General features: G+C 63.4%; 11 protein-coding genes. 8 read left to right on the top strand and 3 right to left on the bottom strand.

What is annotated here, in order from left to right:
• Positions 1-110 precede the first annotated feature (110 nt).
• The 3 genes from IAG25_RS01545 to IAG25_RS01535 all read left to right on the top strand — a co-directional run bounded on the left by IAG25_RS01545 (position 111) and on the right by IAG25_RS01535 (position 3169).
• Positions 111-1286, top strand: coding sequence for an acyl-CoA dehydrogenase family protein (locus tag IAG25_RS01545; RefSeq protein ID WP_187603199.1), 1176 nt, complete (start codon positions 111-113; stop codon positions 1284-1286).
• 231 nt (positions 1287-1517) lie between these two features.
• Complete coding sequence (locus IAG25_RS01540) at positions 1518-2297, top strand: taurine ABC transporter ATP-binding protein (protein ID WP_035508026.1); 780 nt, start codon at positions 1518-1520, stop codon at positions 2295-2297.
• A 23-nt stretch (positions 2298-2320) separates the two neighbouring features.
• A complete protein-coding gene (locus tag IAG25_RS01535) occupies positions 2321-3169 on the top strand; it encodes an ABC transporter permease subunit (RefSeq protein ID WP_222946370.1) in 849 nt (282 codons plus the stop codon).
• 24 nt (positions 3170-3193) lie between these two features.
• On the opposite strand, the gene IAG25_RS01530 is transcribed toward IAG25_RS01535, so the two are convergent.
• On the bottom strand, positions 3194-5416 hold the full coding sequence (locus IAG25_RS01530) for a TonB-dependent receptor (RefSeq protein ID WP_187603197.1): 2223 nt from the start codon (positions 5414-5416) through the stop codon (positions 3194-3196).
• A 325-nt stretch (positions 5417-5741) separates the two neighbouring features.
• Here IAG25_RS01530 and IAG25_RS01525 point away from each other — a divergent pair, with 325 nt between their 5' ends.
• The 5 genes from IAG25_RS01525 to IAG25_RS01510 all read left to right on the top strand — a co-directional run bounded on the left by IAG25_RS01525 (position 5742) and on the right by IAG25_RS01510 (position 12821).
• Entirely contained in the window at positions 5742-6566 is an 825-nt protein-coding gene (locus IAG25_RS01525; protein ID WP_187603196.1) for an undecaprenyl-diphosphate phosphatase, read from the top strand.
• 138 nt (positions 6567-6704) lie between these two features.
• The gene (locus tag IAG25_RS41310; RefSeq protein ID WP_255503461.1) at positions 6705-6833 is read left to right on the top strand and encodes a hypothetical protein; all 129 of its coding nucleotides are present in this window, start codon (positions 6705-6707) and stop codon (positions 6831-6833) included.
• A gap of 179 nt (positions 6834-7012) precedes the next feature.
• Entirely contained in the window at positions 7013-10201 is a 3189-nt protein-coding gene (locus IAG25_RS01520) for an efflux RND transporter permease subunit (protein ID WP_187603195.1), read from the top strand.
• A gap of 11 nt (positions 10202-10212) precedes the next feature.
• Positions 10213-11382, top strand: coding sequence for an efflux RND transporter periplasmic adaptor subunit (locus tag IAG25_RS01515; protein ID WP_255503460.1), 1170 nt, complete (start codon positions 10213-10215; stop codon positions 11380-11382).
• Positions 11383-11393: 11 nt separating this feature from the next.
• Entirely contained in the window at positions 11394-12821 is a 1428-nt protein-coding gene (locus tag IAG25_RS01510) for an efflux transporter outer membrane subunit (RefSeq protein WP_187603193.1), read from the top strand.
• 723 nt (positions 12822-13544) lie between these two features.
• Here IAG25_RS01510 and IAG25_RS01505 read toward each other — a convergent pair.
• Both IAG25_RS01505 and IAG25_RS01500 read right to left on the bottom strand, forming a co-directional pair.
• Entirely contained in the window at positions 13545-13814 is a 270-nt protein-coding gene (locus IAG25_RS01505; protein WP_051626757.1) for a DUF4148 domain-containing protein, read from the bottom strand.
• Positions 13815-13907: 93 nt separating this feature from the next.
• On the bottom strand, positions 13908-14183 hold the full coding sequence (locus IAG25_RS01500; RefSeq protein WP_187603192.1) for a DUF4148 domain-containing protein: 276 nt from the start codon (positions 14181-14183) through the stop codon (positions 13908-13910).
• Positions 14184-14294: the final 111 nt, after the last annotated feature.

Below are 14294 nucleotides of genomic sequence, written 5' to 3'. Positions count from 1 at the left end.
GTGGCTCTCGCGTCTGCAATGGACGCGACACAGCAAACCGGCCACGAAAAGCCAAATCAACGAATGGTTTTCCGCATCGGCGAAACCGTGAAAATCCAGGAGATAGCGCAATGAGTCGTACCGAAGACGCCGCATGGATCGAGCCGTTGAACGCGGTATTAACCGAGTGGGCGAAAACGGCCGCCGCGCGCGACAAGTCGGGCGGCACCGCTTTTCATGAACGCAACCTGCTTCGCGAAAGCGGCCTGCTCAGGCTTTCGATTCCGGTGGAGCTCGGCGGCGACGGCGCGCACTGGTCGACGACTCTCGATGTCGTGCGGCGCATGGCGCAGGTCGACAGTTCGCTCGCGCATCTCTTCGCGTTCCATCACCTGCAACTGGCGACGATCCGTCTGTTCGGAAGCGACACGCAGATTCGCCGCTGGCTCGGTGAGACCGTCGAGCAAGGGTGGTTCTGGGGCAATGCGCTCAATCCGCTCGACAAGAGCACGCGCGCCCTGCCCGATAACGGAGGCGGCTATGTCTTCGACGGCCGCAAGAGCTTCTGTTCCGGCGCACGCGATTCGGACCAGTTGCTCGCTTCCGCTTTCGACGGCGACGGGCGTCTGCTCATCGGCGCGACGCCGACGAATCGCGCGGGCATCACCGTGCTCGACGACTGGGACAACATGGGTCAGCGTCAGACCGACAGCGGCACGGTGGTGTTCGAGCGCGTGCCTATCGCCACGGACGAACTGCTGCTTCAGCCCGGACCGCTCTCCAGCCCGTTCGCCACGCTACGGCCGCTGCTCGCGCAGTCGATCCTGAGCCACATCTATCTGGGCATCGGCGAAGGGGCGTTGCAGGCCGCGCGCGACGCGACGCTCGCGCAGACGCGGCCGTGGATCGCTTCGGCTGCCGAGCGTCCCGCCGACGATCCCTACGTGCTCGCGCATTACGGCGACTTCTGGGTCGCGCTCGAAGGCGCGCGCCTCTTCGTCGAGCGTGCGATGCAGGCATTCGACCGCGCGTGGTCGCGCGGACTCGACCTGACCGAACATGAGCGCGGCGAAGTGGCGGTCGCCGTGGCGGCATCGAAAGTCGCGGCGGCGCGCGCGGGGCTGGAGGTCGCGCATCGCATGTTCGAAGTGGCGGGCGCGCGCTCGACCACGGCGGCATTGCGCCTCGACCGGTTCTGGCGCAACGTGCGTGTGCATACGCTGCACGATCCGATCGACTACAAGGTGCGCGAACTGGGCGACTGGGCGCTCAACGAAAAGATTCCGAAGCCTTCGTTCTATTCGTGAGCGTCGCGCATGGCGCGGTTCGCATCGTCGGCAAGTGATGACCGCTCGCATCGAACGGTTCGAAGTACGGCCGGCCGTATATGCGAATCACGCGACGCGTGATTTGCTATGCATGATTGATTCGTAGCGGCGGCATGCAGAGTGCCTATAGTCGAAGGCTTCTCTACATCACTTCGTCCGCGCCATGAAACCTGCTATCCATCGCCGCACGCTGATCGTTGGCGGGGCGAAATGACGTCGCTTTCCATCCGCAATCTCGGCGTCACCTACGAAGGCGCGAGCACGCCCGCGTTGAAGGGCGTCGACTTGCAGATCGGCAGCGGCGAGTTCGTGGTGGCGCTCGGCGCATCGGGCTGCGGCAAGACCACGCTGCTCAATTGCCTCGCCGGCTTTCTGGAACCGACCGAAGGCGATGCATCGCTCAACGGCGAGCCGATCGTCGGGCCCGGTGCCGAGCGTGGCGTCGTGTTCCAGAAACATGCGCTGATGCCGTGGCTCAATGTCATCGACAATGTCGCGCTCGGCCTGCGCTTTCGCGGCGTGAAGCGCGACGAGCGCCGCGAGATCGCGCGCCGCACGCTCGCGCTCGTCGGCCTCGCGCAGCACGAGCAGGCGAAGGTCTACGCGCTTTCGGGCGGCATGCAGCAACGCGTCGGGATTGCGCGGGCGCTCGCGAGCGATCCCGAAGTGCTGTTGATGGACGAGCCGATGGGCGCGCTCGACGCTCTCACGCGCGAGAACGTGCAGGAACTCGTGCTCGACGTGTGGGCGCGCACCGGCAAGACGGTGTTCTTCATCACGCACAGCGTGGAGGAAGCGCTCTTTCTGGCCACGCGCCTCGTGCTGATGACGCCCGGCCCCGGACGCATCGAGGAAGTGCACGAACTGCCCTTTTCGCGCGACTACATCCGTAACCGCGATGCCCGCGCGGTGAAGTCGTCGCCCGCGTTCATCGAGTGGCGCGAGCGGCTGACGCGCCGCCTGCATCGCACCGATACGGAGGTAGCGTGACTCATCCCGCACACGAAGTCCCGCTGCCGCGCGCCGCCACGACGCCGCAGACTCCACGACGCGCCGCCCGCACGAAACAACGCGCGCGCTATCGCGGCATGCCGGGCGCGGGCCCGACCGCGCTGCCCAGCGCGCTGTGCGTCGCGACGCTCGCGTTGCTGTGGTGGGCCGCCACGCATTTTCATTGGCTGCCGCCGCTCTTTCTGCCCTCGCCCGAGGCCGTCTGGCAGGCATTCGTCGATGCACTGCATGGGCGGCTCCAGGGCGGCCTGCCGCTCTCCGAACATCTTTTGTGGAGCGCGATCCGCGTGTTCGGCGCATTCGCGCTGGCGGTCGTCACGGCGGTGCCTGTCGGCATTCTGATGGGCGTGAGCCGCATCGCGCGCGGCGTGCTCGATCCGCCGCTGGAGTTTTATCGGCCGCTGCCGCCGCTCGCGTATCTGCCGCTCGTCGTCATCTACTTCGGTATCGACGAGACCGCGAAGATCGTCGTGATCTGGCTCGCGTGCTTCGCGCCGATCGCGATGGCCGCGCGCGCCGGCGTGAAGAGCGCGACCGCCGAGCAGGTGAACGCGGCATGGTCGCTCGGCGCGAACTTCCGGCAGGTCGTGCGGCACGTCGTGCTGCCCGCCGCGTTGCCCGAGATACTCACGGGCCTGCGCATCGCCGTGGGCTTCGGGTGGACCACGCTCGTCGCCGCCGAGATGGTCGCGGCCACCGCTGGCCTCGGGCAGATGGTGCTCAATGCATCGAGCTTTCTGCGCACCGACGTGGTGGTGATGGGCATCGTGCTGATCGGCGCGATCGCGTGGATCTTCGACTTCGGCATGCGCGCGCTGGAACGGCGGCTCGTGCCGTGGAAGGGGCGTTGAGCCGCGTGCAAGTCGAAGGTGACGTCACTGATAGAAGTTGAGCGTCAGCATCGCGGAACGTCCCGGCGCCCACGTCGCATAGATCGGGTACGCGCTCGAAAAGTACTTGCGGTCGAAGATGTTGTTCACGTTCAACTGCAAGTCCACGCTCTTCGCGACGTGATAAGTCGCCACCGCATCGAAGCGCGCATAGCCGGGCGTCCACTTGAGCACCGTCGGCGAAACCGACGCGTAGGACTTGCTCGCGATCGTCGCGCCCGCGCCGACCTTTAGCTTCGGCAGCACGTCATAGAACGACCAGAGCGTGAAGTTGTGCTTGGGCACCATCACCATCGGCAGACCGGACGATGCCGCGCTGGCCGCGCCCGCGTCGATCGTGATCGCATCCAGATACGAGTAGCCGCCGAACACGCTCCACTTGCCCGTGATATTGCCCGCGGTGCCGACTTCGACGCCGCGCACGCGCTGATGCCCCGCGTTGATCGTGCCGCCCAGCCCGTCGCTTACGCGCGCGTTGGTCTTGTCCGTCTGGAACAGCGCGAGGTTCATCGACAGCCGATCCAGCACGTCCCACTTCGCGCCCACTTCGATGTTGCGGCTGCGCTCCGGCGACAGATCCTGATTCGTGGCCGTGAGCTGATCCGTGCCGCCGCCGAGACCCGCGTTCGCGCCCGGCGGATTCGCGGACGTGCCGTACGACGTGTACAGGCTCACTGTCGGCATCAGCTTGTACACGAGGCCGAGCTGATAGCTGAAGAGATTCGAGTTGTTGGAGAGGTCTTTCGCGCCTGCCTGAGTCGAGGTGACGTCGAAGCGGTCGAAACGCACGCCCGCGTTGAAGATCCATCGGTCCGTGATCTTCACGCTATCGAAGAGATACGCGGATGCGGTATTGGTCTGCGTATGCGTCGCCGCGCCGGGAAAGCCCTTGTCGCCGTTGAGCAGAACGCTGCCGAGCCACGGATTGTCCGGGTTCCACGCGTTGACCGGCGTGCAGTTGTATGCCACCGAACACGGACCGCCCGTACGGATATTGTTTCCGGCGCTATCCGAGACGAGATAGCCTTCATAGAGGCTATGTTCGTGACTGAACTCGACGCCGCCCGTCATCGTGTGCTGCATGCCGAGGAGTGTCGCCTTGCCGGTCAGCTCGGTCTGGTTCGTGATGCTGTTGGTCGCGTACTTGCCGCTCTTCGCCTGCAGGCTGAGAATGTTCGACGTCGGGCTCGTCAACTGAGGATTCGTCGCGATGTAATCGAGCGTGGACCGGCCGAACATCGTCGTGTTTCTGAGCTTCAGGTTTTCGTTGAAGCGATGCTCGATGCGCACCTCGCCCGTGTCCGTCTGCCCATAGCGATAGTCGCGGTTATTGAGGCCGTAGAACTGGCCGCGATCGCTGTTGATCGGCGTGCCGCCCGTCGAGCGGAACGGCACGCTGAAGTCCGGCATGTCATAGCTATTCAGATGGTAGTAGCTGAGCGTGACCGTCGTCGGACTGTTCAGGCCGAATGCGACGGACGGCGCGATGCCCCAGCGCTTGCTATAGACGTTATTGCGGCCCGCCTGATTGGCATCGAAGCCCATCGCGTTGAAGCGGAACGCGTTGTCGCCGGCGAACTTCTGGTTCACGTCGAGCGTCAGGCGCTTGTACGCATCGGTCCCGATTCCTGCGCTGCCGTTGATGAAGTTCTCGTTCTTCGGCATCTTGGTTTCGATGTCGATCGAGCCGCCCACCGCGCCGCGCCCCGCATACACCGAGTCCGGACCTTTGATCACCGTGATGCTCTCGATGTCGAACGTCTCGCGGTTCTGCACGCCCGAGTCGCGAATGCCATCGACGAAAATCGAATTGCGCGATTCGAAACCGCGGATCACCGGCCGGTCCGCCGACGGATTCGCTGCCGCATCGCCGCCGAGGAACGTGATGCCCGGCACGGTCTTGAGCGCGTCGGCGAAGGTCGTCGCGTTGGTTTCCTTGATGAGTTCTTCGGGAATGACCGTGATCGAGCGCGGCGTGTCCAGCAGCGGCGCGGTGAATTTGTACGAAGGCAGTTCCTTCGTCTGCAGGTCGGACTGCGCCGTGGTCGCGTTCACCTGAACCGCGGGCAAGGATTGGGGCGAAGCGTCGTTCGAGCCAGGCGCCGACACGGACTGCGCGACGGCCTGGGACGGAGCGAGAAAACTTGCGCAATAAAGAGCACCGACGGACGCGAGCAGACGCGTCCGCGTCTTTAACAGAGCGGGCATGGTGACAATGTGAAGAAGGATGAAGCCCCACGTTGCATGGAGCGGACGGGCGCGAGACGGATCGCGTTAGACTCAGTTAATGAGAATCATCCTCAATAACTGACGGGACGGATTGTAATGTTTATTTACAAAGGTGTAAACGTCTTCGGACGTGCATTTGCCGAAATGCCCCGCCACATAAGGCGAAACAGTAAAAATGAAAGATTACGCTAAGTAAACAGAGGTCACTAAGCGACGTCTAAGTAAACCCCGGCAGAGTGCCGCCTGACTCGACGCGTGAGCCCGAGCGAACTCATACCAATCAAAAAACCAGACCGGAACGCACATGGATACGTTGTTACTCGTCAAAGCCGCGATCATGGGAATCGTCGAAGGGTTGACGGAGTTTCTGCCGATCTCGTCGACCGGGCATCTGATCCTGGCCGGGTCGCTGCTCGACTTCACCAGCGAGAAAGCCAAGGTATTCGACATCGCGATCCAGACGGGCGCCATCTTCGCCGTGATCCTGTTCTATTGGCGTCGTCTCGTGGACACCGCCGCCGCACTCGGCGATTCATCGCGCGCCCGGCGGTTCGTGCTGAACGTGCTGATCGCGTTTTTGCCCGCGGTGGTGATCGGTCTTCTCGTGGGCAAGGCGGTCAAGGCGCATCTCTTCACTCCGACGGTCGTGGCCACGTCCTTCATCGCCGGCGCGCTGGTGATCCTGTGGGCCGAGCGCCGTCCCAAGAGCACGGTGCGCGTTTTCACCGTCGACGACATGTCGCCGTTCGATGCGCTCAAGGTCGGTCTCCTGCAATGTCTCGCGCTTGTTCCGGGCGTCAGCCGTTCGGGATCGACCATCATCGGCGGAATGCTGGTCGGACTGAGCCGTAACGCGGCGACCGAGTTCAGCTTCTTTCTCGCGATACCCACACTCATCGGCGCGGGCGCGTACAGCCTCTTCAAGGAACGTCATCTGCTCTCGGCGACCGACGCGCCTTTGTTCGCCGTCGGATTGATCTTCTCGTTCCTGAGCGCATGGGTGTGCGTGCGCTGGCTGCTGCGCTACGTGGCGACGCATGACTTCGTGCCGTTCGCGTGGTATCGGATCGCGTTCGGCGTCGCGGTGCTGGTGACGGCGCACTTCGGCTGGGTCAGCTGGGCCGACTGACGGGCCCTGGACGAAATTCTCGTACTAAGACGCTGCTAAGGATTCGGTAGCAATTTGGTCGAAGGCGCGACGTCGATTTTATAAGAAGAACGCTTCGCGAGCGCCTCAATCAATCGAATCACTCTCGAGGATATTTTCATGCTGACACTGATCATTGGCTCCGTCTACGCCGTCTCGCTGGGCGCATTGTTAACCCTGTCGATGGGCCGATTTTTCGAGCGGATCGAACTTAGCGAGACGACGCGACGGCACGGACGCTTCGCCTGAAGACGGTCCGGTACACGCTCGGCTCCGGGCTAGCCGCGTCGCCAAACGTCGACGCAGATTACAAGCTTGTCATTTAGCGGACAGTATCAGGTAAGGCGGCCGCCCGCACACTCCATCCCGTTGTGCAATCACAAGACCCGGCGCCTACTGGCGTCGGGTAACAACCGTGGATACTGCTCGTGTGGATCGTTCGCCTGGCCCTTCGGCGGCCCTATACCTTCATCGTTCTGGCGCTGCTGCTGTTCATCATCGGCCCGCTGACGATCCTGCGCACGCCGACCGATATCTTCCCCAACATCAATATTCCGGTGGTCAGCATCGTCTGGTCCTATAACGGCTTTTCAGCCGAGGACATGGCCCGGCGCATCACGACCAACTATGAGCGCGCGCTGACGTCGGATATCGAGAATATCGAGCACGTGGAGTCGCAATCGCTCAATGGCGTGTCGATCATCAAGATCTTCTTTCACCCCGGCGCGGACATCAATCGTGCAGTGGCGCAAGCGACATCCAGCTCGGCGTCGATTCTGCGGGTGCTGCCGCCCGGCACGCTGCCGCCCAATATCATCACGTATAACGCGTCCACGGTGCCCATCCTGCAACTGGGCCTGACCAGTGCGACGCTGCCGGAACAATCGCTGTACGACCTCGGCAACAGCTTCGTGCGCACGCAGCTCGCCACCGTGCAGGGCGCGGCCGTGCCGCTGCCCTATGGCGGCAAGATCCGCCAGATCATGATCGATATCGATCCGCGCAAGCTCCAGGCGCGCAATCTGTCGCCGAGCGATATCGTCAATGCGGTGAACGTGCAGAACCTGATTCTGCCGGGCGGTACCGCGAAGATCGGCACGCGCGAATACAACGTTCAGATGAACGGCAGCACCGAGAGCGTCGCCGCGCTCAACGACTTGCCCATCGAGGCGGTCAACGGCGGCGTGGTCTATCTGCGCGACGTGGCGCAGGTGCGCGACGGCTATGCGCCGCAGACCAACATCGTGCGCAGCGACGGCAAGCGCGCCGCGCTGCTGACCGTCGAGAAGACCGGCAGCACGTCGACGCTGACCATCATCCAGCAGATCAAGTCGATGCTGCCCACGATCTCGGCCGGCTTGCCCAAGGCGCTGCATATCGTGCCGCTCGCGGATCAATCGGTGTTCGTCAAGTCCGCGATTCTCGGTGTGGTGCGCGAGGCGCTCATCGCCGCGTGCCTGACCGCGATGATGATCCTGCTCTTTCTCGGCAGCTGGCGCGCGACGCTCATCATCGCGGTGACGATTCCGTTGTCGGTCATCACTTCGCTGCTGGCGCTGTCCGCGCTCGGCGAGACCATCAACATCATGACGCTGGGCGGACTCGCGCTCGCCGTCGGCATTCTGGTGGACGATGCGACCGTCGCGATCGAAAACATCACGCATCATCTGGAGAACGGCGCGCCGCTCGCGGATGCCATTCTCAACGGCTCCGGCGAAATCGCCGTGCCTACTTTCGTTTCGACGCTTTCCATCTGCATCGTGTTCGCGCCGATGTTCATGTTGTCGGGCGTGGCGCGCTATCTCTTCGTGCCGATGGCCGAAGCGGTCGTGTTCGCGATGTGCGCGTCGTACTTCTTCTCGCGCACGCTGATTCCGACGCTCGCCATGTACCTGCTCAAGGCACGCTCGAACGAGGCGCCGGCCGGCCGGCTTGCGTTTCTCTTGCGCGGGCAAGCGGCGTTCGAACATCGCTTCGAGCGCCTGCGCCTGCGATACAAGGCCGCGCTCACGAACAACACGGGCCGGCCGCGCACGGTCATCCTGCTCTTCGCGCTCTTCTGCGCAGCTTCGATGGCGCTGATTCCATTCGCGGGACGCGACTTCTTTCCCAGTATCGATACCGGCGAGATTCGCCTGCACATGCGCGCGCCGACCGGCACGCGCATCGAAGAGACCGCGCGGCTCGCCGATCAGGTGGAAGCGAAAATCCGTACCGTGATACCGAAGTCCGAAGAGGCGTCGCTGCTCGATAACATCGGCCTGCCGGTGAGCGGCATCAACCTCACGTATTCGTCGTCGGCGCCTATCGGTTCGGAAGATGCCGACATCATGATCGCCCTCAAGCCCGGTCATGCGCCGACCGCATCCTATGTCGCGAAACTGCGCGGCGTGCTGGCCGCTTCATTCCCCGGCACGACGTTCTCGTTCCTGCCCGCCGACATCACGAGCCAGATTCTCAACTTCGGCCAGCCCGCGCCGATCGACGTACAGATCGTCGGCAGGAACCTGGTCGCCAATCGTGCCGTGGCCAACGATCTGCTCGCCAGAATGCGCGGCGTGCACGGCCTCGTCGATGCCCACATCCAGCAACCCGACGATGCCCCGGCGATCAATATCCGCGTCGATCGCACCAAGGCGATGCTGGCCGGCCTCACGCAGAAGCAGATCGCGCAGGACATGCTGATCTCGCTCTCGGGCAGCTCGCAGACCACGCCGAATTTCTGGCTCGATCCGAAGAACGGCGTGAGTTATCCGCTCATGGCGCAGGTGCCTCAGTACGATATCCACTCGTTGCAGACGCTCGCCAATCTGCCGCTCGACCAGCACGCGGCGTCTAGCGCGCCGCAAAGCATTCTGGCGTCGCTCGGCAACATGCAGCGCGGCTCGCAGCAGGCGGTGGTGTCGCATTACAACGTGCAGCCCGTCCTCGATATCTACGCGTCGGTGCAGGGTCGCGATCTGGGCGGCGTCGCCGCGGACGTGTCGCGCCTGATCGCACAGAGCCGTGCGCATCTGCCGGGCGGCTCGACCATCGTCATGCGCGGGCAGGTCCAGTCGATGACGCAGTCGTTCAGCGGCCTCGGCTTCGGACTCGTCTTCGCGATCGCGCTCGTGTATCTGCTGATGGTCGTGAATTTTCAGTCGTGGCTCGATCCGCTCATCATCATCGGCGGATTGCCTGCTTCGCTTGCGGGCATCGCGTGGATGCTCTTCGCGACCGGCACCACGCTGAGCGTGCCCGCGCTCACCGGGACGATCCTCTGTATCGGCATCGCGACGGCGAACAGCATCCTCGTGATCAACGCCGCGCGCGAACTCTTGAGCAACGGCATGGCACCGGTTCAGGCCGCGATCGAAGCGGGCTTCTCACGCTTTCGCCCGGTGCTGATGACCGCGCTCGCGATGCTGATCGGCATGCTGCCGATGGCGCTCGGACTGGGCGACGGCGGCGAACAGAACGCGCCGCTCGGACGCGCGGTGATCGGCGGCCTGATGCTCGGCACGGTGTCCACGCTCCTTTTCGTGCCCGTGGTGTTCGGCGTCGTGCATGCATGGCTCGCGCGCCGGCAGGCTGCGAGGGGCGCATCGAGTGCACAACCTTCCATCGACGCCTAATAGCGACCATCATGAACCAGCAAGACGAACACACGACCAAGCGGCGCTTTCTCCCAGCGCTAATCCTTCTCGGGATCGCCGCCGCGCTGCTCGGCGCCGGCATCATTCCGCGCCTGCACGCACAGAGCGCGCTCGCCGCGCAGGCCGATGTCCAGAGCGTGATGAATGTATCGGTTATCGCGCCGCGTCAGGCCCCGGCCACGCAGGAGCTGTTGTTGCCGGGCGCCGTGTCGGCGTACTCGGACGCGTCGGTCTATGCGCGCACCAGCGGCTATGTTCAGCACTGGTATGCCGACATCGGCGCGCACGTGAAGCAAGGGCAGTTGCTCGCGGTGATCCAGACACCCGAAGTCGATGCGCAATTGCAGCAGGCACGCGCCGACGAAGCCACCGCGCGAGCGAACTATGTCTATGCGCGGGACACGGCCGCACGCTGGCAGGACATGCTGAAGACGCAGTCGGTGTCGCAACAGGACGCCGATACGAAGTCGGGCGATATGCTCGCGAAGCAGGCCATGTTGTCATCCGCGCAAGCCAACGTGCGCCGCCTCACGGAACTCGTGTCCTACGAGAAAGTGCTCGCGCCGTTCGATGGCGTGGTCAGCGCGCGACGTGTCGATGTCGGCGCGCTCGTCACGGCGGGCGGCACGCCCGGCCTCGGCGGCACCACGGGCGAACTCTTCCATGTGGTGCAGAGCGATACCTTGCGCGTATTCATCGATGTGCCGCAAGGCGATGCGCCTTACGTGACCTCGACGACCCAGGCTTATCTCACCGCGCAGCAATATCCCGGACGACGCTTCCCCGCGACGGTCGCGCGCAATGCCGGCGCGATGGACCCGGTGACCCGCACCTTGCGCGTCGAACTGGATGTCGCGAACGGCGATGGCGCGCTGTTGCCGGGCGCTTACGCGCAGGCGCATCTGGAGCTCGTCAGTCAGACGCCGAAACTGGATCTCCCCGTCAGCGCCCTGCTTTTCCGGCCGAACGGCGTAACAGTGGCGACCGTGGATGCATCGAACAGGATCAGTCTCAAGACGGTGACGCTCGGCCGAGATTTCGGCACGCATGTCGAGATCATGACCGGTGTGCAGTCGTCCGATAAAGTGATCGACAACCCCGGCGACGCGATCACGAGCGGCGAAGCGGTGAAGATCGCAAAGTCCGCGAGCGCATCGTGAAGGAGGACAGAATGAAACGTGTCCCTTTCGCGCTGCGCCGTTGCGCCGCTGCCCTCGTCTGCGTGACGCTCGCCGCTTGCTCGACCGTGCCGCCGTATCAGACACCGGAGGTCGCCGTTCCGGCGCATTTCGCGGGCTCACCGCAATGGTCGGTTGCCGCTCCCGCCGATTCGACACCGCGCGGCCCCTGGTGGACGGCATTCAAGGACCCGCAACTCGACGATCTCGAAGCGCGTGTGAACGTCTCGAATCAGTCGCTGAAGAAAGCCGTCTCTTCGTTGCAGGAAGCGCGCGCCATGGTCGACTATCAGCGCGCGGGTTTCTTCCCGACAGTGACAGCCGGCGTGGCGCAGAGCCGCTACCGCACATCGCAGAATCTGCTCGGCAAATCGCTGGCGGGACAGACCATCTCCGACTATTCGACAGGCGTATCGGCGTCGTGGGAACCGGATCTTTTCGGCCGAATACACGATGCCACGCTCGACGCGCAAGCCAGCGCCGAGGCGAGCGCCGCCGATGTCGAAGCGCTGCGTCTGTCGCTTTCGAGTCAGCTCGCGGTGGACTATTTCAATCTGCGCTCGCTCGATACTCAGAAGCAGCTTCTCGACGATTCCGTCACCGCCTATGACGCCGCCCTGCAACTGCTGAAGCGGCAACTTGCGAGCGGCGCGATCGATGCATCGGCGGTGGCGCAGGCGCAGGCGCAACTGGAAAGCACGCGCACGCAGTCAACCGAGGCCGCCTCGCAACGCGCGATGCTCGAACATGCGATTGCGACGCTCATCGGCGAACCGGCTTCGACCTTCTCGATACCCGCGCGCAAGCAAGCCTTCCTGTTGCCGGACATTCCGCAGGCGCTGCCTTCGCAATTGCTCGAACGCAGGCCGGACATCGCCGCAGCGGAACGCCGCGTGTTCGCGGCGAATGCGCAAATCGGCGAGGCGCGCGCGGCGTTCTTTCCCGATCTGATCCTGAGCGCGAGCGCGGGTCTGGAGTCGAGCTTCTTCGCGCCCTGGCTCACCGCGCCGAGTCTCTTCTGGTCACTCGGTCCGCAGCTTGCGGGCACCTTGTTCGATGGCGGGCGTCGGAAGGCATCGCTTGCGAGCGCGCATGCGCGCTATGACGGCTATGTCGCGGATTACCGGCAAACCGTGCTGACTTCGTTCCAGCAAGTCGAGGACAACCTCACCGCGCTCAACGCACTTGCGGACGAAGCACGCAGTCAACGCTTGGCATCGGACGCGGCGGCGCTCTCGCTGAAGCTCGTGACGAATCGTTTCGATGCCGGCGCCGTGAGTTATCTGGATGTCGTGACCGCGCAGACCATTGCGCTCACCAACGAACGCACCGCCGAGCAGATCGATGCGCGCCGGGCCGTCGCCTCCGTGGGCCTCCTGGTCGCGCTGGGCGGCGACTGGCGGGTACGCGCAGATCAGTGATATCGGGCTTGGCAATGTGGCCTGATGAGGGCGTTTTCGCTGGATCCCGATTTCTTAGTGGTCTATTAGCACTGCCCCTGTGCGGGGCGGCAGTCACTTTCTTTGCTGCTGCAAAGAAAGTAACCAAAGAAACAGCTATCCCCAGCCTAAGCACTTCATGCCGGCCGCGGCACAGGCGATTGGCCTAATGGCCCGGCAGTAGCGAGTGCCCCCACAAGCAGACAAGGGCTTGGACCGCGCACGGTCTGATACATCGCACCACATAAGAAACTGGTTCAGCACCAAATAGCTCCAGCCCGCTTCGCGGCTGAGGGGTCAATCGGGTGCGCGCGCGCTTCTTCTTCGATGGTTTCCCTCGCATACCCAACGGCAGCGCGTAGCGCTGTGCCGAAGCTCTTTTGTGCTGAACCAGCGCGCTAAAACATTTGGGGTGGCAGACCGTGCGCGAGCCAAGCCCGGTTGGTCCTTCGAGGGCGACACTTAGGCGAGGGCCACCGCGGGCTGGCAAGCATGGCCAACGTGCGTGTGACCGCGGGCGGTGAGAAGCTGCTTTCTTTGGTTACTTTCTTTGCAGCAGCAAAGAAAGTGACCCCCGCCCCGGGGAGGGGCAGTGCCAATAGACCGACACGAATACGGGATCCAGCGAAAAGCCAGAAGCGTGTCACGCGCTCTCTCCAAGAAATTCTGCATTTCTTAGAAAAAGCACATAACACGCGCCAGCGTTCAGTTCGACGTCTGACCGTCCGCTGCTCCGCCGTAACCCGTTGCCGCGGCATGCGCTTGCTCTCGCGCCTGAAAGGCGGCCTTGTTCCGTGCGATGGCGGCCGCGTTCGGCGGATAGTCGACGCCGTTCGCAGGCAACAGACCCTGCGCTTCGGCTTGAACCAGTTGTTGCTTGACTTCGGCGCGCGTGATTCCGCTGGTCTGCGCGGACGCCTGCCCCGCCACACCGATAGCCAATGAAGCGAGAAGAAGCAAAACAGTCTTTTTCATGATCTTAATCCTTAAGGAGTGCGTGAATATAAGCCGATGACTCGACTAATGTGATTCGATTGAATGAGTTTCGCGGCGATGCCGCTTCACAAGTTATTGCGCGCCTGCGCTACCCACTTGTTGCGCGCCGCCCTGATCGCCGCCATACGCGGCGTTGTGGCCTTGCATCGCTGCGACTTTCGCCTCGGCGGACATGAGCGCATTGGGATAATCCGCGTCATGCGTGCTCGGCCGATATCCGACCGCTTCCAGTTGCGCGAGATCGGCCCGCACTTCCGCGCGTGTCACCTGCCCGCCCGTGGTTTGCGCGAAAGCGCTGAACGGCAGCAGCGTTGTTACTGCCAGCACGACACATGCGATAGCTTTCATGGTGTTCCCTCTCCGAATAGAAGACGAGGGTCTTGCCCGAGTGCAATTTACCTTCGCGACACCGGCTTCAATGAATGCCGACGTTGAAGTTATTCTGGATTCGGAGCACTG

The organism is Caballeronia sp. EK (genome assembly GCF_014384845.1).
GTDB lineage: Bacteria > Pseudomonadota > Gammaproteobacteria > Burkholderiales > Burkholderiaceae > Caballeronia > Caballeronia jiangsuensis.
Note: the sequence above shows the minus strand (reverse complement) of the source record. Positions and strands in the feature narration are given on the sequence as shown.